Consider the following 18126-nt stretch of genomic DNA (forward strand, 5'->3'; position numbering starts at 1 on the left):
CTCAACTCCTGTGCTCGCTGCTCTGGGCGCCGGCTGAGAGCGCGAAACGTGCCGTCGCAGCTCTGACCAGCGCAGACTTCTACCGGCCCGTGAACGCGGCACTGTTCACCGCCATCGAGGAGCTAGTCACTTCCGGCAAACCGCACAACAGTGCCCATGTCTTCGCCACCTTGCAGCAGGAAGGACGCACCAGCGGGCACCTCGGGAAACAACTCACCAAAGCACTCACCGACATCAGCACCATCGGCGTCCCGTCCGCTGAACTCGAGCACAAGATTGCCGCAGTCCTCATCCAGGCCTACCGGCGCGGATTCCGCGAAGCAGCACGATCCCTCGCCCAAGCCGCCGAAGAACTCCCCGAAGACCAACTGTTCGAACACCTGCTCAGCATCGGCCGCGAACGCCGCGCAGCCTCCCAACGCCTCGCAGCCATCCGCGAAGGCCGCCCATGACTAACAAACCGAGAGTGTTGAAACACAGCATCTTCGGAGTCCTCGCGCTCGCCGTCGCAGCCCTGGACTTCACCATCGGCACCAAACACATGATCACCGCCGGAATCATCGCCCTCGCCGCCTCCGTCTACAGCTTCACCAAAGCCGCCAGCCTCCGAAAAGCCCCAAACGACAAAGGGAATCGACCATGACGACCGAAAAAGACACCAGCAAACCCGGCTGGAAAGCGCACACCGTCGTCGCGCTGATCAGCCTCGCCGTAGGCATCATCTTCCTCACCGGCGGAACAACCATTTCACTCATCGCCGGAACAAGCCTCCTCGGGCTTGCCGTCTACCACTACGTCGTAGCCCTACGCCTCCGCCGAGAACTCAAGACACCCGCCGAAGAGGAGGGTTGAACGTGAGCGACGACGAACACGATGCCTGGCAACTGCACCACCACGGAGCCAGCTGGGACGACATCGGCACCGAAATGGGATGCAGCCCCACCACCGCGCAAACCCTCGCAACCGCCTACGAGAAACGCACCGACAACGCCGCCGCACAAACCCAAAACACTCTGTTCTGAAAACCCGTCCGTAGGTCCGTGTCGGAGCTACCAGGCACAATCGCCGGAAACGACAGAAAGGAACGCCATGAACAACGAGATCACGAATGGCGGAATTGGCAGCGAACCCGATCGACGGACACTTCGACTTCGCGCACCTGCAAGCAATCCACCGACACCTACTCGGCGACCTGTACGAATGGGCCGGTGAAATCCGCACCATCGACACCGCGCCAGGCGATCTCGGCATCCTCCACGACCCACCCGCCGCCATCCCAGGCGAACTCGACCGAGTGTTCACCGACATCAACAGCGGCGTCTACGTCAACCACCACAGCCACGAAGCGTTCGTCCAGGACCTCGCCGGACACTGGGGAGATCTCACCAGTGTCCACCCGTTCGTCGACGGAAACTCCCGCACCCAAAGGGTTTTCTTCGACCAACTCGCACGCGACGTCGGATGGGCAATCGAATGGCGCGAACTCAGCGCCGACGCCGTCCAAGCCGCCCGCAACTTCGCCTACATCGACGGCGGAACCATCCTCGCCGACGTCCTACGACCCGCGATCAAACCTGTCACCGAAGTGCCCATGGACTCCATCGCCACCGCACCCCGCGAGAACGTCATGACGTTCCCCGAGCACTGGCAGGCGATGATCGAGCACCACGACACCATGCCCGAACAGACCTATACCTGGGCGAGCCAGATCAAACCCGAAGCACCACAACATGACCCACAGACGACCGAGATCCGGCCAGCCCCCAAGCCGGCCGCTCCGGAACCGGAACTAGCCGACCTCGACACCACCAAGTTTCACACCCACTGGAGCCCCGAGGTCGACCACCAACTCATGAACAGCCGCACCATCCCACAACACAGCAGCAGACCAGAAGGACCGAGACTGTGAGCATCATCGGATACGCCCGCGTCTCCACCCTCGAACAAAACCCCGAACTGCAAGAACACGCACTCCGCCAAGCCGGAGCGATCCGCATCTTCACCGACTACGAATCCGGCTCCAAAACGCAGCGCCCCCAGCTCACCGAATGCCTGAACTACCTACGTGACCACGACGGTGATGTCCTCGTCGTCTGGAAACTCGACAGGCTCGGACGATCCGTCCGCCACGTCATCGACACCGTTCACAACCTCGGTGAGCGCGGCATCGCATTCCGTTCCCTCACAGAAGGATTCGATACCACCACCGCAGGCGGCGAATTTCTCTTCCACATCATGGCAGCCCTTGCCCAAATGGAACGCCGCATGATCGTCGAACGTACCCACGCCGGCCTCGAAGCCGCCCGACGTCAAGGTCGACGCGGCGGCCGGCCGACTGTCATGACCCCGGAACGCACTGAACTCGCCCGTGCACTGCGCGAGCAAGGGAGGAGTCTTGACTCCATCGCTTCGACACTGGGCGTCGGTCGGTCCTCTGTCGGCCGTGCACTCCTGACGGCCATCCAATAGCTCGATCTTTTTCGGAAGACGGTAGTTCAGTTGTGAATCTTGTTGCAGTCTCTACGAATACCGATGGTACCGGTTGGCTCGGTGAGTGTCCTCTCGGAGGTTGAGGGGCTCGATCACGGTGGACTGACCGAGACTGATACCGACCGAAGCTCCTCAACAGTTTGTGGGCCACCGACTGCACCCGCCAGTGAGCCTAATCATGAAGGCTACGCGTTCGTCTCCGTCTCGTTGGAACGGAGACACGGAGACTTTAGCGCTGAACCGCGATGTAATTCGCTGTTGGAAGGGTGCTCCGCGAGGCTGGAGGAGGACTTCGGGACGGGGAGCCGTCCGGAGTCGAGGAAGATGATGCGACGTTCGATGTCGACGTGTGATTGCAGAATCGTCCGCAGAACCGTCCGAGGAGGGTGAAGCCGACAGCTGTTTGTACTCCGTGTAGCCACTACAGGTGTGGGGAGGCGCAGACCGGCGATCTTGGCTACGTAGGTGCGTCTGGTCGGTAGTGGGTCCGCATGGATGTGGCGTTGCGGCGTTTCCCCATACCGTTGAAGGTCTGTGGTCGGGGCGGGTTTGCGTTGGTGGTGTGTGGGATACCTCTGGGTTGCGGTATCGGGAGCACTCGAAAAGGATTTCGGGGCGCCGCGCAGACGACCTGCCTTCCGGCTGTCCGCTCGCCGGGGGTGGGTCAGCCCCGAAATGGGGCATCCTGGTACGGGCAGTGCCGGGATGCGCATCGGGTTCGCTGGCGTCGGCGCTCACACCTCGGCGCCGGCGAACCACCCTTTGGTTCGGGTTGCTGGTGCGGCGGGACCGCGGCGTCGTGGTGGGGTTTGGTGGTGGTGTGTTCGGGCATTCGTGAGTTGTTGACAAGTGGAGATCGGGGTTTTGCCCATTTTCGTCGTGTGCCGTCACGGTCTCGTGGGAGTGCGTGTGAGGTGTGGGATGGATGTCGTACGAAGCGCTGCTGTCGGTGATGGGTGGTTTCCTCCGCTCGATGCGGCTGCCGAAGCGTTGCAGGATCTGTATCGGGTGTTGAATCCGGCCGGTCACATCGAGAAGTATCTGAACCGGTTGTGTGAGCATGCGGTGGAGTTGATCGAGGATGCGGACATGGCGGGGGTGACGGTTCTCGATGAGGAGGGTGCTGCGTCGACGGCGGCGCGCACGTCCCGTGAGGTCGTCATAGTAGACGAGCTGCAGTATCGGTCGTGGGCGGGTCCGTGTATCGAGGCCGCGGAGAGCGAGCAGATCGTGGTGGCGGACCGCACGACTGCCAGTGAGCGGTGGCCGGGTCTGGCGTCCGAGGCCCGGCGATTCGGGGTGCAGAGTTTCCTGTCGATTCCGTTGCCTGCGCTCGAGCCCGGGGTGCGTGCGGGTGCGGTCAACGTGTACGGCAGCCGTGCGGACGGGTTCGCTCGTTCTGAGGTGGCGTTGATGAATTTGTTCACCACTGCCGCTGGGTATGCGATCGGCAGTACCGAACGTTACCGGGGTGCCCGGCAGTTGGCTCTGCAGCTCGAGCGTGCTCTCGATTCGCGGGCGGTGATCGATCAGGCGAAGGGGGTGTTGATGGCGGTCCACGGTGTCGATGCGGATGCGGCGTTCGCGATGCTGGTCGAGAGATCCCAACGCACCAACACGAAACTGCGGGCGGTGGCAGAGGATCTGCTGGCGAGTGTGCGCATCACCTAGAGATGATGACAAGCCCTCGCCGATGCCGGGCAATGAGCGTGCGAGGGTCCGCGTCCGGGGTCGTGCTGATCGGTTGATGTGAGGTGTGACTCCTCCGACCTGCCGCTGGGCCACCCTACGATCGGCACACACACACCGCACCCTCGTTGTGGGGCCGGAACTGTCTGGGTTTCCGAAACCAATGAGAGAGCACTGCATCACACGTGTCGCATTTCAGTCCGGTGAGGGCTGGTACTTTCAGCCGATCGGGTGCAGGGTGAGAATCGTCCCGGTCTGTGCTGGCTCGGGACTGTTGTTCTGCCGGACGTCGACTCCCATCCCCGTCCGGCAGAGCCCGTTCGTAGCGAATCGAGAACCGTTGGTTCGGTGACAAAGCAGGCTCCTCGGCAACAGACGCCTCGTTACCGAGCCACGGACGCGCTCGGAGTTCAGCGCTGGTCGTCGAGCGGGGAGATCGATTGTTCGAGCAGATATTCCTCGGGTGCCGGCCATAGGGTATCGAGTTCGGCGGAGAAGGCTTCCATAAATTGCCTTGCGCGAACTCCGTTCTGCCACAGGATGAACGAGGAGCTAGCTGCGACATTGCTCGACGAGTGTGTGAGTGCTTGACACCCCACCGTCAGTGGCACCACCAGGTCGTCGTCGGTGCCGGCAGGTCGTCGTCGGAACGAATGCGATCGTCCAGTTCCCCAAGGCCTCGGCGCCGACGACTGAACTTCTTCCCAGCCGAGTTCGTTGACGTCCTGCAACCGCGCGGATCTCCCAGAGCGCACGGTCATTGCCACGTCACGTTTCCTCAGTGCGTGAGCTGGGTAACAAATCGGGGGTCGGTGAAGGAGGGCTTGTGGTGGATGTCGCGTCGTGGACGGAGTCTGAAGAGCACGAAAGGTGGTGGCGCGAGATCGTGGGAATCGCACCTTTCGAAGACCGCCGTGTGGCAAGAGATGTCGGAGACTTGCCGTGTGCCAAGGATTCCACGGCCTCCGCAGGCACGAATGGAAGCCCGCTGCGTTTCGCGGCGTGACGGCGGCCTGAGAGCCGGCCTCATAGAAGGGTGGATGCACGGTGCTGAATGTTGTTCTGTTGCTTGTGATGCTGAGTATCGGCATGGGTGTGGTGATGTGTCTGGACTTCCGATGGCTTCGCTCTTCGGCTCGAGATGATCGTCGACGGTTTGCGTATCGGGGAGATGCGGGGATCCCCAAGTCGTAAATCTGTTTCTGACGGCTCAGGTCGCATACCAGCGACCTCTCTGATCGCCTCGCGCACTTCGTGTGTGAACCGTACAGTCGGCGTACGACGCGCGGGGTCAGCGCCTGAGCGTCCATGGTGACGGTACGGGTTGATACGCCGTCGTCGCAGTCGATGATTGAAGAAGCATCGGCTGGGGAAGCCGACCCGAATGGCTACTTACAGAGTGATCAATCCTGCAGGCGACGTCACCGCGACGCGCGAGATCGACAGCGCTGACGATGCGCATGCCTGGTTCGTCGATGCCCGCGCCGACAACTCGGAACTGGGATGGCGCATGGAAGTCCAGCATGACGGTGAATGGTCGTTCTTCGACGACACCGAGGGCGCATCCAGCTGAGCAGTCGCTCGACGGTTGTGACGAAGATGAGGGAGGACGTTCAAGCATGAGTCGACTACTCGCAGGAAAGAAAGTGGCATTCCTCGTGGCGACGGAGGGAGTCGAACAAATCGAGTTGACGGACCCGTGGGATGCGTTGGTTGCCGAACACGCTCAGCCGTCGATTGTTTCGACAAAATCCGGAACTATTCAGGCATTCAATCATCTCGACAAAGCTGACGTCTTCGACGTGGATGCGGTGGTCGAGTCGGCGAAGTGGTCGGAATACGACGCACTCGTCCTACCCGGTGGTGTGGCCAACCCTGATTTCCTTCGTGTGAATCCAGGGGCGGTGGCGTTCGCCCGGAGTTTCTTCGACGCCGGGAAGCCTGTCGCAGTGATCTGCCACGGACCGTGGACGCTGGTCGAAGCCGGCGTGGTCGCCGGTCGCACGCTGACGTCGTGGCCTAGTTTGCGCACCGACATCACGAACGCCGGCGGCACGTGGGTGGACGAAGAAGTCGTGGTCTGTACTTCAGGACCGAATACGTTGATATCGAGCCGCAACCCCGATGATCTGCCGGCGTTCTGCGCGACACTGACCGACACGCTCCGGCAGTCCCAGGCATCGACGACGACTTCCGAGGGAAGTTGACCGGGAGGAACATCGTGACTTCTACACCGCCCGAACCAGATCCGGACAATACCCCTGACCTGGAACCCGGAGGCGGGGTCAAGCCGGGGAGCACCCCGCCCGATGCTCCCCAGACGTCGGGATTGTCCGAACCCGAACCCGCGACCGTCAAACGCTTTCCAGGAACAGGAATTGCAGCGATGGTCGCGGTCGCGTTGGTTGTCATCGTTTTCGTCATCGCCGCGGTGGCCATACTGGCATGATTTCTGCGCTTCGGACCGAGCGGTGTCGCATGGCGATTCGTACACAGAAGCCGAGTGTCGGAGTGGACCTGACGCCAAGGGCGAGGTTCAGTGATTTCGGAGGGTATCGATCAGTTCGCTCTTCTTGAGTTTCGAATAACCGTGAAGATCCAGCTCTTTGGCACGCTTCTTCAATTCCTCCACCGTCCAGTCTTCGTACGGCGAAGACTTGCCCCCGGATTTACCCACACTCGACCGCCCACGATTGGCGGCCGCGTTGGAAATCCGTGCCGCCTTCTGCTTCGAATCCCCTTTCTTTCGTAATTCTTCGTAGAGGTCCTGATCCTTGAGTTGGGGTTGTGAGTCTTGGCGAGCCACTGGTGCGTCCTCCCACTGTGCCTTTGAACTGAGGGTCCGGTCTCGTACAGGTGCTACCCGTGAGGTGGACGATCAAACCGGAAAACAAGGCACCCTGTGTCACCACCCGAAAGCAGTCGAGGAGTCGGTCGCATCAGGCACGGCCGTACCTGCGCCCAGCCCGTTCCAAGTGTTTGAGGACTGTGACCAGCGGGTACGTCGCCCTCGATGGGTGATCCGTGTCGAAGGAGGGTCCATGATCATTCTCGGAATTGTCTTGTTGATCGTCGGCTTCTTGACTGGCATCTCGATCCTGTGGACGATCGGCATCATTCTCGTGGTGATCGGGGTCGTTCTGTTCGCGCTCGGCGCCGCCGGACATGCTGTCGGTGGTCGGCGGCACTACTACTGACGCTGCGGCGCCGGCCCCTCGGTCACCGCGGAACTCACGTCCATTGCGCATCTGACATGTCACGGTTGTGCTCTGGGCTCCGTCATTTTTCCTGTTGGGCACCATCGTCACCTGGCAACTGATCATCACCACCGTCACCACCATCGTCACATTCCTCCTCGTGGCGTTGCTCCAAAACACCCAGAAACGCTCCGACGACGCCGTTCAGCACAAACTCAATGCCATCGCAGACGGCCTCGCCGACCTGATGAAGCAGCTCTCGAAAGAGCACCTCGAACTCGGCAAAGACCTCAAAGAAACTACGCATGGCCGGTGGACTCGAAGATCACGAAAGTGCGTCCTGAGCCATCTTGTCCACCGTATGCGTCCGCTTCGCCTGCAGAACCTATGATTCAGTGCCGGATCAGGCCGAACTCATGGGCACACGATCGAATCGGGAGCACATCACACCATCATCCGAAAGCAGTCGAGTGAGTCCTTCGAGTTACCGCGGACCGGGGCGAGCTTCCTTGTCCGTCCTGTTTCGTGCCCATCGTCCCTCAATTGGTGACTTCGCCGATTTCGCGGCGCAGGGACTCGAGAGACCGGCTGAGCAATCGTGAGACATGCATCTGGGAAAGGCCGACCTTCTCGGCGATTTCCGATTGAGTCAGTTCCCCGAAGAACCGGTACACGAGGATTGTCCGTTCGCGTTCAGGCAGAGCGAGGAGCGCAGGCCGGAGGGTTTCGTGGTTGTCGATTCCGTCGAGCGCGGCGTCGTACTCGCCGAGCGTGTCTCCGATTGACGCCCCGTCGGGCGCAGTGACGGCGTCTAGCGATGCGGAATGATAGGAATCTCCGGCCGCCGCGATGTTCACGATGTCGGCCGGTTCGACACCCAGATCTGCCGCGAGCTCGGGGATCGTGGGCTCGCGACCGAGAGTCTGGGTGAGCGTGGCTCGCGACCTTTTGAGGCTTAGGTAATTCTCCTGGAGTGAGCGTGGAACTCGGACATCCCAACCCCGGTCACGAAAGTGCCTGCGCACCTCACCCATCATCGTCGGGACGGCAAAGGACAGAAAATCTTTACCTTTCGCAAGGTCGAAGCGATTGACTGCATTGACCAGACCCAGACTGGCGACTTGGACGAGATCCTCGTGTGACTGGCCTCGTCCTCGATACCGCCGGGCAATGTGATCGGCGAGGGGCAGACAGATTTCGATGATTTCGGTGCGAAGCCGTTCGAAATCGAGATCGTCGGCGGGCAGGGCGGCAAGGCGCACGAACAGAGCGGTGACCTCCGTGTACTCGTTGTCCTCGAGGCCGGGCGGGGTCACGAACCCGCCTGCAACGCCTTGGTGAGTGTGATCGTGGCCATCCAGTTTTTCTCTGGAAGGGTGGGCGGGACCTGCTCGAGGACTACGCCGTCGGCCAGAGTGTCAAGGACGTGCCATATGAAGGACGAGGTGCTCGTGGTGATCTGACCCGTCGTTGTCGTCGAGAGGATTACCTGCACAGTGGCGACGTTTCCGTCGAATGTGCACGTCAAGGTGCTGAAGGGGAGAGCACGGGAGATGAGAATGGTTGCAGCTTCGTCTGCCGCGAGGACCAGGTCTGACAACCTGCTCAGCGAGAGTGCATAGTGGGCGGCCACGGTCCGGATCAGTGATCGCAGTACTGGGAGTTGGTCAGGTGATGCGGAGACGGACAGTGAAGGTGTCGTTGCGGCCGGTGAAAGGATGGCCCGCTCGAAGGACGTCACGTGAGTGTGCTCCTGTACCTGAGGGGTGCAGGCTGCTCCTGGTGAGAGCCACGGTCGCACACCCGCATAGCCTGACAAACCGTTCAACTGCCCAGCCGTTTTCAACTACGCAGTGGATCGGCGGTCAAACATCGAGCTTAACGCTGTTGACGGTTCTGCAACAGGACTCGATCGAAGTGAGCGTATAGCGCCGGGGAATGGAAATCCCCAGCAACCCGTACGAGGAGCCACGATCTATAGCGGTGCGGCTTCCTGGCTATGAATACCGCCCGTTTCGAATCCTGCACATCCGCCAGTCGACCTCCCCGGACGACACTGACCACCGGAAACGAAGGGCAATTGGCACCACATCAGAAGCATCAATCTTGCATCTGATGCAACCCGTCTCCCTGGCCCAGATATGACGAAGCCGCCGGCACCGAAGGTGTCCAGTGGCTTTTCAGGATCGGTGCCCGTCTTGCGCTTATCGGCAAGCGGCCGCTCGAAGCGGCATTTCTTTCGGTGATACCCCGGCAGAACCGAACACCGACAGGTCAGGCGATCACCGCTGTCCGCGCCGGATGCGCCGCAGCAATCGACGCCGAACGCTGGCTGCTCGACAGCGGCGGCATCACCGCCAACACGTTCCACTCGGCCGGCCATACCGTAGACGCCGTCTGACTCTTACACCCAGCGAAAGGAACTTTGAGCGTGCTCTCGATTCGCGGGCGGTGATCGATCAGGCGAAGGGGGCGAAGGGGGTGTTGATGGCGGTGCACGGTGTCGATGCGGATGGGGCGTTCGCGATGTTGGTCGAGACGTCCCGACGTACCAATACGAAAGTCAGGGTCGTCGCGGAGGAATTGTTAGCGAGCGTGCGCACACCTAGAGATGACGAGGCCCCTCGAACGCGGCGATGGTGAGTTCTCCCGCCTATCGACGGCACGCCGCTTCGTGCCGTCGCAGCGTTCTGACCGGTCGATCGGAAGCTCTATGTGCGTTGGTCGTCGGCTGAAATGATTGTCTGACGTGCAACGTCCAGTAAATCCCGCGACTGATGACGTGCTGAAGCCTGTAGTTCGGAAAGCGCGGTCTGGGGGTCTGTATTGCGGCGGATCATTAAGATTCCGACTGCTCGTTCGATGTCGGCACGTGAGTCGATTCCTCGGCGCAGGGCGTTGGCGGCATGTTCGAGTCGATGGTCTGTTGCGATGGCGTCGAGCCCCGCTCCCAGATATTCGGCGATGACGACGACGAGATCGCGGTCCCGGTCCGTCTCTGCCACCGCTGAATGCGAGTACAGGTTCAGCGACCCGACCGGCACGTCGGCGTTGAACAGTGGTATCGCGAGAAAACCTTCCAATCCGGCGTTGCGCGCAGCAATGCCGAGAGTTGGCCACCGTGTGCCTAATTGTTTGACCGACATTCGGACCGACCGACCCGTGCGCGATGCTGACAGGCAGGGTCCGTCACCGAGGAGATATTGCGTGCGATCGAATTCTTCTACACGTTCATCGGTAGGGGCGAGGGTGAACGGTTCGCTGTCCAGGGATGCCGTGACACCGGCGTGATCAACACCGACAACCAACTCGACGGCGGCGATCGTGCATCGAATCATCAACTCCACGACTCGATCCGGGGAATCAGCCGGTATGGAGAGAGATTGTTCGAGGCGATCGATGAGTCGCGGCTCGCGACCTTGTGCTCGTACGAAGGCGGCCGACGGTCGCGCGCGCGGATGAGAACTGTCGAAGTTCATGATTTCTTGCCCGATCCGCGCGGTGGAAGTGGTCCACCAACGAAAAGTGGCACCGACGCGGCCGACTCGGCCGCGCGCCTGAGAAGTACCTCTATTCGGTAATCTCGACTTTACGCCGGATCGGAGTGACCAGGCGCCGTGTGTGTCCCGTGAAGGCGACTGAGGAGGTGCGTCCTGTGAATGCAGATCCGAGAGGAAGTCAGGACACACCCGAATTTCCCGACGAATCCGAAAGTGAGAGAGGGCGCCGCGCATCAGTCGAGTTGCCGATGACCGCGAAACTGTGTCGACAGTGTTTGAGGCTGGCGGAAGTTCAAGGGGCGGCGATCACAGTGCTCAGCAGCTCTTCGTCGAGGGAATTGATGTACGCGACGGACTCGGTGGCACAACATCTCGACGAACTACAGTTCACCGGCGGTGACGGTCCGTGCGTTGATGCATTTACAACTGAGCGACCGATGTTCTGCAACGACACTTCCAGTGATTCCGCCAATGACATCTGGCCGGGGTTTGCCAGCGAGGCAGACAAAGCCGGTGTCGGATCGGTGTTCGCCTTTCCGCTCAGGGGCGGAGGTGATGTCTTCGGTGTGCTCGAACTGTACCGTCTCGATCCCATTGGCCTCGACGACGAGCAGATCGAATTGGCGACTGCGAGTGCCGCTGCGATTTCGATGGCGATTCTTGCCGAACTTCCTGTCACCGGTGATCTGGACGCCGGGATGCTCGTCAATGCCTTTCACCGACCCGAGGTGAACCAGGCAGTCGGGATGATCGCGATCCAACTTCGTGTCTCGGTCGAAGAGTCGCTTTCTCGGCTTCGAGCCGCCGCGTACTCCTCGGGGAGGCCGATTTGGGAGATCGCCGCAGATGTCGTGAATCGGCGGATCCGATTCGCACACGGTGGTGACGACGGATGACATCTGATTCGGAAAGATCGCGCAATGTCTCTGCAGTACTTGACGATGGGAGCCCAGGATGAACACCCCCGCAATACAATTGAGCATTGCCGAGGTGACTCATCTTCTCACCACCGACTTCGATTCCCTGCGTGTACTCGAGACGATCGTTGAGCGATCGAGACAGAATCTGAGCGGTGTGTGGTGCGTCCTCGTCGTGCGAAACGGGGAGCAAGGTTATCTCGATGTGTTGGTGGAGTCGGCAAATGCCGAGTTCGTTCCCGACCGGACTCTTGCCATATCGGGTCCGGCTGCGCTGAGCGCTGAGAGCGGAGCGGTTGTGATGGTCGACAGCTTCAAAGACGTGGGGGAGCGGTGGCGGAAATTCGGTCGCTCAGGACTCGAACATGGGCTGGGCGGGTGCCGCTGCTTTCCGATGAGGTTGGGTCGGACATCGCTCGGATCACTCGTGGTCTTTACTCACGATTCGTGGCACAGCGCGGAGCGTAGTAATGCATACGGGCAGTCGATGGCAGATTTGGCCGCTCTGACTCTGTCCACGGACAGTCGTCAGGATCGTCATTCGCAGGTGGTGACGGCGGTCAAGAAGCTGATCGCGGTCCGCGGCGACGTGGAACAGGCAGTCGGCATGATCGCCGAACTCGACGGTATTTCGATCGAACTCGCAACTGCACGGCTGGCGGAGAACGCGCGGCGACGAGGGATCAGCGCCGCGGCGTACTCGTCGTTGGTGCTGGCGAACCCGGATGCCCGGTGAGGCAGAGCCTCCTAGGTGGCACGAGCATGAAGTGATCCTTACCGGGAAGTTTTCGTATCGTATGCACTCTCAGACCCGGTCGTGCAGTCGTTCCCGAAAGAGCTGTTAGACAACGTATTCGGATACAGAGATGCCTCGGGTCGGCAGGGCGTTCCCTGCCCGGTTGGTGTAGTGCACCAGTCGGACAGGGAACCTCAGCGTTCGTCGTCGAGCGGGGCGGGTGTCGATTGTTCGAGCAGATCTCCCTCGGGCGCCGGCCATGGGGTGTCGAGTTCCGTGGTGAGGGCTTCGAGGTCGACGGCATCCACTGCATTCGGGTCGGCTGGGATGGTTTGTTCGAGGTAGTCGGTGTCGGGTGTCGCGTCGAGGGCTGAGCGAATGCGGTTGTCTTCCATGGCGGTGGCCCTTTCTCTGTCGGGCGATCACGGACGTTTCTCTGTGTCGTGTGTGTTTTTCCGGCGTAGGTGGGCGTTGTCTGCGCGTAGCCGGGTGTTGTCGCGGCGTAGTAGGGCGGTGCTGTCTTCGAGTTCGAGGACTCGTTTGATGCCGACGAGGTTGATGCCGTCGGCGATGAGTTCTGTGATGCGGCCCAGACGAGTAAGGTCCTCGTCGTTGTAGCGGCGGGTACCGCCGCGGGTGCGGGCGGGGGTGATCAGGCCGTACTGTTCGTAGAGTCGCAGCGTGCCGGCGGTGAATCCGGAGAGCTCCGATGTCACCGAGATCGCGTACAGGCCAGGGGGTTCGGCGATAGCGGGGTTGCGCGCCATGATGGTCCTCCCATCAAAGAAATTTCGATATCTGCGGGCAAGCTCTTGATCCGATGTGTGTTTGATGATATACCAAATCTACAGCATCTACTGTAGAAGTTCGGTGGATGCGGTGGTGGTAGTCAGTGAACGGTTCCAGTGACTTTTCCTGGAGGTGACCGAAAATGTTGATGCGCACCGATCCTTTCCGTGACCTTGACCGCCTGACCCGACAGCTGTTGGGTACTGCTTCGCAGCCGGCGGTGATGCCGATGGATGCATGGCAGGAAGGTGAGCAGTTCGTCGTCGAGTTCGATCTTCCCGGCATGGACCCGGATTCACTCGACCTCGATGTGGACCGCAATGTGTTGACGGTGCACGCCGAGCGGCCGGTTCGCGCCAGCGAGGCGGAGATGATTGCCGCTGAGCGCCCGCGCGGGGTATTCAGTCGTCAACTGTTCCTGGGCGAGAACCTCGACACCGACAATATCGAGGCCGGCTACGACGCGGGCGTACTGAGGTTGACGATCCCGCTCGCGGAGCGGGCCAAGCCCCGCAAGATCGAGATCAGCAGCGCCGGGAACAGCAACGGGAGCAGCAAGGAGGTGGGCCACAAGCAGGAGAGCAAGCAGCTCGATGCGTGAACAGCACGCCGGAACAGTCCGCAGTCCACAACAGCAGGTTTCGAGAGGGTGCAGCGACAATGACTGGGGTCGATGACGTCGAGATCGACCGCATCGCCGAGGATGAGCGTGAAGTAGCCGGCAGGGGTCGGCGCGGCGACTCGGAGTGGGAGAGGCTGGGTATCCGCCTCTGGCACGAACTGGAATATGCTGCCGTGGTGGAGGATTCGGATCGGATTCTCGCCGATGCGCTCACTCCGGCGGCGTGGGTGTTGCTCACCCGGATTGCCGGCTGCACCCTCGACCCCGGCTTGGTGGCCCCGCCGATCATGATGTCCCGGTATACGTATCGGGTTCCGGTGATGCGGCCTCGGGCGACCCAACGCTCCCCTCCACAGGGTTAGGGGCGTGGGCGGGTTTCTCGTTGCCCGGCCCTCGACGGCGCAGCGGGGGACCCTCGGGTGTGAGGACTTGCGGGCAGGGTCCGTGGGTTCTTGCGCGGTGGTTGCCGAGACGCTCACACACTGTGACGTCTTTTGCGAATACCCGGTAGGTAGTGGGTACAGGCCTTGGACGGCGGAAAGTGCGAGAAGTGTGACCGGCTCGGCAATCACCTTTTCCGGCGCGCAGCGTGAACGCACACCGTGCAGAGTTTCGTCCGAACACAATGTCTACGAGTTATTTTCGACAAACGGTGAGGTCGCGTGATGGAACGGTACAGGTTCACGTTCGCGGACGGATCGACCGCCGAGGAGTTCTTCGATTCGGACAACGAGGCGATCGTGGCGGCGACGGCAGCCAACGGCGGCAGCAGTGGGGGATTGCATGTCCAGCGCTACGACCACCTCGGGGCGTTGTTGCCCACGAAACTGCCTCCCGGCGGGCACCGCGGCACATGGTGCCCGAAGATCGGCATGCCGAGCCCGGCGCTGGTGGCGGAGTCGACGGTCGATCCGACTTCGAAGCTGTGAAGGGTTTACAGGACCGTAGGCGGGGTAACAGGTGGTCAGAGGACATGAAGGAGTACTCGCATGGATGTCGATGACCTCGATGTGGTGGTGTGGCCGGAATCCGAGGAACGTGAAGCGTGGTGGCGTCAGGTCGTCACAGGGGGCAGCGCGGGTGCCGCGACGTCGACGATGACACCGAATCGGAGTATCGAGGACGCCTCTTCTCGGATTCTGCACGCTGCGTAGATTCGTCGAGGCTCGCCCAGACTGCCGTATGAGTCTGGTTCACCGTGCGTTGGGACTGACTGACCCCACACGGTTGCCAGAGGGGAGATCGTGATGATCAATGTTGCAGTGCTGGTGATCGTGTTGTGTATAGGGTTGGCTGTCGTTGCGCGCCTGGACTTCCGGGAGCGCTGATCGGCTGGGTGTGGCGGATCCGAACTTCCGGTATGCGGCGGTGACGGTTTCGGGATGCAGCACCGCACTTGACTCACAACCGAACAACCTTTCGCCGGTTGAGGGATGCCTGTCGCAGCGTTCGGGGATAGGAGGCGCGGCGGTGCGTCGCCCGTTTGTTTCGGTGCGGTTGGCGACACCAAAAAGTGTTGGAGTGCCGTTTGTTCGGGTCAGGTGTCCACCGTCGTGAGTGACAGAGTGCGGGTGAGGGCCTGTGTGCGACTCACCGAACCGTTCGCCGCGTGGGGTAGTTACCGAGGGGCCGGCGGGCTGAAACATCGGCGGATGGTGTATTCGGATGCGTGATGCGTCAGCATCCGCGGTCTAATGGTGGTTGCGTGGGTGCTGTGGTTCGTCGGGTTGTTTCTCGGGGCGGCCGAGATGCAGCTGGTGTGCGAAGAGAAGTGGGTAGCAGCACCACAATGTGATTGCCAGAAGTACGGCGCAGCCGCCGGCGATCAGGCCTGTGCTTTTGTTGACGACTACATCGAAAGTCAGGGTGAGAACGCCAGTCAGTGCGCCGCCGAGTAGGAGAAGGCCGGTGACGGCGAATCGTTGACCCTGCTCGACGAGGACGGGGAGGGCGTGACGCCTGAAGAGTAGGCGGTGCATGGCGACAGGTGATACGAGCACGATCGTCGCTGCCGTAGACATTGCCAGCGTGATCAGATACAAGTCCTTCTCGAAAGCTTGCAGATCCGAGAAGCGTTGTTGGAAGGGCAATGTCAGGAGGAAGCCGGTGAGGATCTGCATGCCGGTCTGGACTACCCGGAGCTCTTGGAGGATGTGGGACCAGTTGCGGTCGAGACGTTGGGTGGGTGTCTCGTGGCGGACGCGATAGTTCCATTCTGAATCGGCGCGTGGCGGTGCAGTGGCCTCGGGACGCGGTTCGGGGCGTGGGCGTTGCGGCCGGGCTCCGTCGCCGGTTGGTGCGTGTCCGGTGCTCATCTGGGTGAGCTACCCGCTCAGCGCATGCGGGAAACAGGCTTCCCCGTGCCACGCGCAGGGCTGGGCACCTGCCACGTGAAGGGTAGGCAGTGATTCCTGTGGTGAGTTGTTCGTTGGGATCGTCGTGTGGTTGAGGTAGCGGGTTTTCGCAAGCTGCCCGTATGGGGGCGTTGCTCTGGTACTCCTATGGGAGAGCCCCCAGATGATGGGTGTGCGCAGAGCCGAAGAAAGCCATCATGACGCCGCCTCCGCAGGACCCAATTCGTATGGTCCAGACCCGCATCAGCCTTACGGGCAATCGCCTCAACAGCCCTATGGTTCAGCAGCCACGCCAGGGGTATCCGCCGCAGTACGGGTCAGCAGTACCCGCCGAAGAATAAGCGCACATGGCCGTGGACCAAGGAGGTCACGGTGACGGGACTGGTGAAGATTGCGACGGTGACCGCCAGTAACGGGTTCGATGACGACGGGGCGATCACGTGCGCGTTCATTGTCGACGGAAGGTGTTGACGGAGAACACCTCCAATGGTGCCGGTGCATCCGCCTCGTGCACCGAATCCGATTTCGACACGAAATAGCCTAGGCAGGACTGGGGAAGCGCCGAGTGGGCTTGGAACACGTAGTGACTGCTCCGTGTCGGTCGCACGATCCGGAATGGTGGTTTTCTTCGGCGCGTGAGGAGCTGTCGAGGGCGATGTCATTGTGTCGCAGTTGTTCCCATATGTCGGAGTGTTTGGCGGGCGCCCTTGCTCGTGGGGAAGCGGCGGGGGTGTGGGGTGGCCGCTACCTGGTGGAGGGCGGATCACTGCTCTGCCAGGTCCACGGCTTCCCTTTCGCGGGAGGGTCCGGTTGTCCGCGGCCCGGAGCAGAGATGACGAGGAAAGTGCATAGAGTCTGGTCACGACAAAGAACCGTGTGGCCACCCAGAGCTACGGGCGCGGCGGAATTGTTCGGATGCTTCCAACTCGGCGACTGTCGTCATGTAGGGGGTCGTGCTGCGCGGGCGGCTTCGCGGAGGAAGGGATCGGGGTCCGTCGACGTAGCTGAGCACTGTGATCTGCGAGCACGGCGGGTTGAGTCTGTCAAAGATCTCGAACAGTTCCCCTACCTCGCTGACGGTTGGTATTGCCGACATTCCCTATTGGGCGAGAGGATCGAAAACAAGCGGAACAGCACTGTACGCGAAGCGACTGCCCTCGGTTTCTAAGATAGGCCGGGGGGCAGCCTCTGTGTTCCAACGGTTGTATCAACTGATCTCGACACCTCCGCAGAACGTGACGGACAGCCATTTGACGAAGGCTGCGAAGGCCGATGGCGCACTCTAGATGCATGACGGCGACGAAAATCGTGCGGCGGATTCCACTCCCCACGCCCACGCTTCCGAAGTAGTTGCCGTGCAGCAGTTCACGCCCGGGTTTACCCGCGAGCGGGTGCCTGCGCCTTCAGACGTGCGTCATCCTGAGTCGGCGCCGAAGCCTCGACGAATTCGCGGTCCGGTCGAATGAAGATCGGAAGGGTTTTATGCTTCGTCGAGGCGAATCTGGTCGGGGCGTTCGACGTTGCCGCGCCAAGCGCCGGTTTCGTGTCCGCGGGACTCGATGAACTCCTTGAAGTTCTTCATGTCCGTTTTGACGCGATGAGTGAGGATTCCGAGTTTGTCCGGCGACGTTCTCGACGAAGCCGTCGGGGTCGATGTCCATCGTCTGGCACCTGTTCTCCGACGACCAGACCACCTTCCACGACCTCGGCCCCGACCTACACCCGCCACATCAACCCGGACACCAAGAAACGCAACCACATCCGTCAACTCGAAGCCCTCGGCTGCACCGTCACCCTCACCCCGGCCGCCTGACCCGCACAACACCACCACG

Annotated in this window: 27 protein-coding genes and 3 pseudogenes; 21 read left to right on the forward strand and 9 right to left on the reverse strand. The window is 61.2% G+C overall.

What is annotated here, in order from left to right:
* Positions 1-17 precede the first annotated feature (17 nt).
* The 7 genes from ASU23_RS00895 to ASU23_RS00915 all read left to right on the forward strand — a co-directional run bounded on the left by ASU23_RS00895 (position 18) and on the right by ASU23_RS00915 (position 4161).
* A complete protein-coding gene (locus ASU23_RS00895) occupies positions 18-452 on the forward strand; it encodes a DnaB-like helicase N-terminal domain-containing protein (protein ID WP_232330067.1) in 435 nt (144 codons plus the stop codon).
* Between the two features lie 14 nt (positions 453-466).
* Positions 467-643 (forward strand): hypothetical protein, encoded by a 177-nt coding sequence (locus ASU23_RS34130; RefSeq protein ID WP_165638551.1) that lies wholly within the window; start codon positions 467-469, stop codon positions 641-643.
* Positions 640-852 carry a hypothetical protein gene (locus tag ASU23_RS00900; protein ID WP_054781723.1) on the forward strand — a complete coding sequence of 71 codons (213 nt, stop codon included), beginning with the start codon at positions 640-642 and terminating at the stop codon, positions 850-852. The genes ASU23_RS34130 and ASU23_RS00900 overlap by 4 nt, the downstream gene beginning before the upstream one ends.
* A 2-nt stretch (positions 853-854) precedes the next feature.
* Entirely contained in the window at positions 855-1022 is a 168-nt protein-coding gene (locus tag ASU23_RS34135) for a hypothetical protein (protein ID WP_165638552.1), read from the forward strand.
* Between the two features lie 86 nt (positions 1023-1108).
* The gene (locus ASU23_RS00905) at positions 1109-1909 is read left to right on the forward strand and encodes a Fic family protein (RefSeq protein WP_058036950.1); all 801 of its coding nucleotides are present in this window, start codon (positions 1109-1111) and stop codon (positions 1907-1909) included.
* Positions 1906-2469: a recombinase family protein gene (locus tag ASU23_RS00910; protein ID WP_054781726.1), complete on the forward strand. Its 564-nt coding sequence runs from the start codon at positions 1906-1908 to the stop codon at positions 2467-2469. The genes ASU23_RS00905 and ASU23_RS00910 overlap by 4 nt, the downstream gene beginning before the upstream one ends.
* 942 nt (positions 2470-3411) lie before the next feature.
* Positions 3412-4161, forward strand: a complete 750-nt coding sequence (locus ASU23_RS00915; protein ID WP_054781727.1) for a GAF and ANTAR domain-containing protein — start codon at positions 3412-3414, stop codon at positions 4159-4161.
* A gap of 428 nt (positions 4162-4589) precedes the next feature.
* Here the strand turns inward: ASU23_RS00915 and ASU23_RS00920 are convergent, their stop codons facing one another.
* On the reverse strand, positions 4590-4946 hold the full coding sequence (locus ASU23_RS00920; RefSeq protein WP_054781728.1) for a hypothetical protein: 357 nt from the start codon (positions 4944-4946) through the stop codon (positions 4590-4592).
* Between the two features lie 617 nt (positions 4947-5563).
* Between ASU23_RS00920 and ASU23_RS00930 the strand changes: the two genes are divergently transcribed.
* The 3 genes from ASU23_RS00930 to ASU23_RS00940 are packed head-to-tail and all read left to right on the forward strand — an operon-like array spanning position 5564 to position 6628.
* Complete coding sequence (locus ASU23_RS00930; RefSeq protein WP_058036953.1) at positions 5564-5752, forward strand: hypothetical protein; 189 nt, start codon at positions 5564-5566, stop codon at positions 5750-5752.
* A 46-nt stretch (positions 5753-5798) separates the two neighbouring features.
* Positions 5799-6386 carry a type 1 glutamine amidotransferase domain-containing protein gene (locus tag ASU23_RS00935; RefSeq protein ID WP_058036954.1) on the forward strand — a complete coding sequence of 196 codons (588 nt, stop codon included), beginning with the start codon at positions 5799-5801 and terminating at the stop codon, positions 6384-6386.
* A 14-nt stretch (positions 6387-6400) separates the two neighbouring features.
* The gene (locus ASU23_RS00940) at positions 6401-6628 is read left to right on the forward strand and encodes a DUF6480 family protein (RefSeq protein WP_058037006.1); all 228 of its coding nucleotides are present in this window, start codon (positions 6401-6403) and stop codon (positions 6626-6628) included.
* 87 nt (positions 6629-6715) lie between these two features.
* Here the strand turns inward: ASU23_RS00940 and ASU23_RS00945 are convergent, their stop codons facing one another.
* Positions 6716-6985 (reverse strand): Rho termination factor N-terminal domain-containing protein, encoded by a 270-nt coding sequence (locus ASU23_RS00945; RefSeq protein WP_054781729.1) that lies wholly within the window; start codon positions 6983-6985, stop codon positions 6716-6718.
* A gap of 235 nt (positions 6986-7220) precedes the next feature.
* Here ASU23_RS00945 and ASU23_RS34140 point away from each other — a divergent pair, with 235 nt between their 5' ends.
* Both ASU23_RS34140 and ASU23_RS00955 read left to right on the forward strand, forming a co-directional pair.
* A complete protein-coding gene (locus tag ASU23_RS34140) occupies positions 7221-7376 on the forward strand; it encodes a DUF6131 family protein (protein WP_087503864.1) in 156 nt (51 codons plus the stop codon).
* A 64-nt stretch (positions 7377-7440) separates the two neighbouring features.
* Positions 7441-7720, forward strand: a pseudogene (locus ASU23_RS00955) (low affinity iron permease family protein); the annotation flags it as partial.
* A 195-nt stretch (positions 7721-7915) separates the two neighbouring features.
* Here ASU23_RS00955 and ASU23_RS00960 read toward each other — a convergent pair.
* Positions 7916-8692, reverse strand: a complete 777-nt coding sequence (locus ASU23_RS00960; protein ID WP_054781731.1) for a SigB/SigF/SigG family RNA polymerase sigma factor — start codon at positions 8690-8692, stop codon at positions 7916-7918.
* Positions 8689-9117, reverse strand: coding sequence for an ATP-binding protein (locus tag ASU23_RS00965; protein ID WP_139799826.1), 429 nt, complete (start codon positions 9115-9117; stop codon positions 8689-8691). The genes ASU23_RS00960 and ASU23_RS00965 overlap by 4 nt, the downstream gene beginning before the upstream one ends.
* Before the next feature lie 534 nt (positions 9118-9651).
* On the opposite strand from ASU23_RS00965, the pseudogene ASU23_RS34615 reads away from it, so the two are divergent.
* Together ASU23_RS34615 and ASU23_RS34620 are read left to right on the forward strand one after the other, a co-directional pair.
* Positions 9652-9777 (forward strand): annotated as a pseudogene (locus ASU23_RS34615) (thioredoxin-disulfide reductase); the annotation flags it as partial.
* Positions 9774-10019: an ANTAR domain-containing protein gene (locus ASU23_RS34620; protein ID WP_308115469.1), complete on the forward strand. Its 246-nt coding sequence runs from the start codon at positions 9774-9776 to the stop codon at positions 10017-10019. The pseudogene ASU23_RS34615 and the gene ASU23_RS34620, both read left to right, overlap by 4 nt.
* Positions 10020-10087: 68 nt before the next feature.
* On the opposite strand, the gene ASU23_RS00975 is transcribed toward ASU23_RS34620, so the two are convergent.
* Entirely contained in the window at positions 10088-10855 is a 768-nt protein-coding gene (locus tag ASU23_RS00975; protein ID WP_058036957.1) for a GAF and ANTAR domain-containing protein, read from the reverse strand.
* A 269-nt stretch (positions 10856-11124) separates the two neighbouring features.
* On the opposite strand from ASU23_RS00975, the gene ASU23_RS00980 reads away from it, so the two are divergent.
* Positions 11125-11772, forward strand: coding sequence for a GAF and ANTAR domain-containing protein (locus tag ASU23_RS00980; protein WP_075835087.1), 648 nt, complete (start codon positions 11125-11127; stop codon positions 11770-11772).
* A 58-nt stretch (positions 11773-11830) separates the two neighbouring features.
* Positions 11831-12529, forward strand: a complete 699-nt coding sequence (locus tag ASU23_RS00985) for a GAF domain-containing protein (protein WP_042445280.1) — start codon at positions 11831-11833, stop codon at positions 12527-12529.
* Between the two features lie 194 nt (positions 12530-12723).
* Here ASU23_RS00985 and ASU23_RS00990 read toward each other — a convergent pair whose 3' ends face one another.
* Together ASU23_RS00990 and ASU23_RS00995 are read right to left on the reverse strand one after the other, a co-directional pair.
* The gene (locus tag ASU23_RS00990) at positions 12724-12924 is read right to left on the reverse strand and encodes a hypothetical protein (RefSeq protein WP_042445278.1); all 201 of its coding nucleotides are present in this window, start codon (positions 12922-12924) and stop codon (positions 12724-12726) included.
* Between the two features lie 27 nt (positions 12925-12951).
* Positions 12952-13296 carry a MerR family transcriptional regulator gene (locus ASU23_RS00995; protein ID WP_054781737.1) on the reverse strand — a complete coding sequence of 115 codons (345 nt, stop codon included), beginning with the start codon at positions 13294-13296 and terminating at the stop codon, positions 12952-12954.
* A gap of 164 nt (positions 13297-13460) precedes the next feature.
* Here ASU23_RS00995 and ASU23_RS01000 point away from each other — a divergent pair, with 164 nt between their 5' ends.
* The 4 genes from ASU23_RS01000 (at position 13461) to ASU23_RS33715 (ending at position 15094) form a co-directional block, all read left to right on the forward strand.
* Complete coding sequence (locus ASU23_RS01000) at positions 13461-13919, forward strand: Hsp20/alpha crystallin family protein (RefSeq protein ID WP_058036959.1); 459 nt, start codon at positions 13461-13463, stop codon at positions 13917-13919.
* Positions 13916-14302, forward strand: a complete 387-nt coding sequence (locus tag ASU23_RS01005; protein WP_058036960.1) for a hypothetical protein — start codon at positions 13916-13918, stop codon at positions 14300-14302. The genes ASU23_RS01000 and ASU23_RS01005 overlap by 4 nt, the downstream gene beginning before the upstream one ends.
* A gap of 303 nt (positions 14303-14605) precedes the next feature.
* Positions 14606-14869 (forward strand): hypothetical protein, encoded by a 264-nt coding sequence (locus ASU23_RS01010; protein ID WP_054781739.1) that lies wholly within the window; start codon positions 14606-14608, stop codon positions 14867-14869.
* Between the two features lie 60 nt (positions 14870-14929).
* Positions 14930-15094 carry a hypothetical protein gene (locus ASU23_RS33715; protein WP_156423042.1) on the forward strand — a complete coding sequence of 55 codons (165 nt, stop codon included), beginning with the start codon at positions 14930-14932 and terminating at the stop codon, positions 15092-15094.
* A 537-nt stretch (positions 15095-15631) separates the two neighbouring features.
* Here ASU23_RS33715 and ASU23_RS01015 read toward each other — a convergent pair.
* Positions 15632-16255: a DUF6328 family protein gene (locus ASU23_RS01015; RefSeq protein ID WP_223304630.1), complete on the reverse strand. Its 624-nt coding sequence runs from the start codon at positions 16253-16255 to the stop codon at positions 15632-15634.
* A gap of 622 nt (positions 16256-16877) precedes the next feature.
* Here ASU23_RS01015 and ASU23_RS35210 point away from each other — a divergent pair.
* The gene (locus ASU23_RS35210) at positions 16878-17462 is read left to right on the forward strand and encodes a WhiB family transcriptional regulator (protein WP_207624197.1); all 585 of its coding nucleotides are present in this window, start codon (positions 16878-16880) and stop codon (positions 17460-17462) included.
* Positions 17463-17774: 312 nt separating this feature from the next.
* Here ASU23_RS35210 and ASU23_RS33720 read toward each other — a convergent pair.
* Positions 17775-17955 (reverse strand): annotated as a pseudogene (locus ASU23_RS33720) (cyclase); the annotation flags it as partial.
* Positions 17956-18126: the final 171 nt, after the last annotated feature.

This window comes from Rhodococcus sp. KB6, from assembly GCF_001445685.1.
Classification (GTDB): domain Bacteria; phylum Actinomycetota; class Actinomycetes; order Mycobacteriales; family Mycobacteriaceae; genus Rhodococcus_F; species Rhodococcus_F qingshengii.

Excerpts from the sequence above, each read along its gene's own strand:
- ASU23_RS00990 (WP_042445278.1), bottom strand. The coding sequence starts at position 12,924 with ATGGAAGACAACCGCATTCGCTCAGCCCTCGACGCGACACCCGACACC.
- ASU23_RS00975 (WP_058036957.1), bottom strand. The coding sequence starts at position 10,855 with ATGAACTTCGACAGTTCTCATCCGCGCGCGCGACCGTCGGCCGCCTTC.
- ASU23_RS00900 (WP_054781723.1), top strand. The coding sequence starts at position 640 with ATGACGACCGAAAAAGACACCAGCAAACCCGGCTGGAAAGCGCACACC.
- ASU23_RS00995 (WP_054781737.1), bottom strand. The coding sequence starts at position 13,296 with ATGGCGCGCAACCCCGCTATCGCCGAACCCCCTGGCCTGTACGCGATC.
- ASU23_RS00935 (WP_058036954.1), top strand. The coding sequence starts at position 5,799 with ATGAGTCGACTACTCGCAGGAAAGAAAGTGGCATTCCTCGTGGCGACG.
- ASU23_RS00915 (WP_054781727.1), top strand. The coding sequence starts at position 3,412 with ATGGATGTCGTACGAAGCGCTGCTGTCGGTGATGGGTGGTTTCCTCCG.
- ASU23_RS34140 (WP_087503864.1), top strand. The coding sequence starts at position 7,221 with ATGATCATTCTCGGAATTGTCTTGTTGATCGTCGGCTTCTTGACTGGC.
- ASU23_RS00905 (WP_058036950.1), top strand. The coding sequence starts at position 1,109 with ATGGCGGAATTGGCAGCGAACCCGATCGACGGACACTTCGACTTCGCG.
- ASU23_RS00985 (WP_042445280.1), top strand. The coding sequence starts at position 11,831 with ATGAACACCCCCGCAATACAATTGAGCATTGCCGAGGTGACTCATCTT.
- ASU23_RS00930 (WP_058036953.1), top strand. The coding sequence starts at position 5,564 with ATGGCTACTTACAGAGTGATCAATCCTGCAGGCGACGTCACCGCGACG.
- ASU23_RS01010 (WP_054781739.1), top strand. The coding sequence starts at position 14,606 with ATGGAACGGTACAGGTTCACGTTCGCGGACGGATCGACCGCCGAGGAG.
- ASU23_RS33715 (WP_156423042.1), top strand. The coding sequence starts at position 14,930 with ATGGATGTCGATGACCTCGATGTGGTGGTGTGGCCGGAATCCGAGGAA.
- ASU23_RS00980 (WP_075835087.1), top strand. The coding sequence starts at position 11,125 with ATGACCGCGAAACTGTGTCGACAGTGTTTGAGGCTGGCGGAAGTTCAA.
- ASU23_RS01015 (WP_223304630.1), bottom strand. The coding sequence starts at position 16,255 with ATGAGCACCGGACACGCACCAACCGGCGACGGAGCCCGGCCGCAACGC.
- ASU23_RS01000 (WP_058036959.1), top strand. The coding sequence starts at position 13,461 with ATGTTGATGCGCACCGATCCTTTCCGTGACCTTGACCGCCTGACCCGA.